General features: G+C 41.8%; 2 protein-coding genes. Both read left to right on the forward strand.

Annotated elements, in window-relative coordinates; genetic code table 11:
• Positions 1 to 296, forward strand: a 296-nt coding sequence (locus tag A3756_RS28435) for a hypothetical protein (protein WP_197481545.1), incomplete at its 5' end; no start/stop codon positions are given.
• Positions 297 to 469: 173 nt separating this feature from the next.
• Positions 470 to 1003 (forward strand): conjugal transfer protein TraF (traF, locus tag A3756_RS25490; RefSeq protein WP_197481546.1); only part of this gene is annotated, 534 nt, incomplete at its 3' end.

Raw genomic sequence — 1003 nt, forward strand, 5'->3', positions numbered from 1 at the left:
ATACGATCCCAGCGGTTGCGAGCCGAAAAATTATCGATAAGTTGATTTCAGGCGGCCTACTTATTGTTGCGGGTGAAAAGGCCGATATGTTAGTGCCAGGCCATTCCACAGATCAGATTAGTGTAGCTCAAATATTACAGGCTTTGAGAGGGCATGAAAGTATGTGGAAATATAAGCATATCAAGCTTTCACCAGAAGTTAGCGACATCGCAGATAAACTTCATCAAGACATCAATAAACGTTTCGATAATGTTTTGTTACGAGACTTAATCAAGGCGAAACAAATCAATAGTTGAATGAAGCCTTGTTTGAACTATCTTTAGGGCTAGCGTGCGAAAGCGACAAAAGCAAAAGAGAAAATTGGGGTGTTTAACTTGCCGGGTTGTTCCGTCTAATAATAACAGGTATGACAGACGAGTAGAAAGCGGTTAAATCGGATAGGTTGTGTGAATAGCGAAGGATAATGAGCATGAAGCAAAAAACGTTACAACGAACTAAATTGGCTAGAGGTGTCGCATTGGCGGTGCTTCTTGGCGGAGCAACAAGTGCAGTGGCAGGGTATCAGGGGTATCAGCCGGGAGCGTTGAAGGTTTTAGGGAAAACAACACACCCAAATACCTTACTGGCTATAGGAAACAACCCAGCATCTGGCGAATCACTTATAAATGACGAAGAAAATTTTAGAATGGGTTATTTCAGCTCATTTGGTATAGATATTGAAGCGGGGCAGGTTGACAACTTTATTGATGAAGTCGATGAATTGTCTGACGCTCTTGATAATGAAGACTTAACGTTGGGTGAAGCACTTGATATCAAAGAAAAGTTTGATGACTTATTACCAAAGTTTGGTGAAGATGCGCGTTTAACGATTGGTCTGGGTTTACATGTTCCTTTCTTTCCAATGGCTTTGAGAACAGATTTCTTGGGCGGCGTGTTAGGTCTGGATGTTCATGCCTCGGGTTTGTTTGATGTTAGTTTTCTTGATGCCCCACTAGATATTCAG

This window comes from Oleiphilus sp. HI0086, assembly GCF_001635225.1.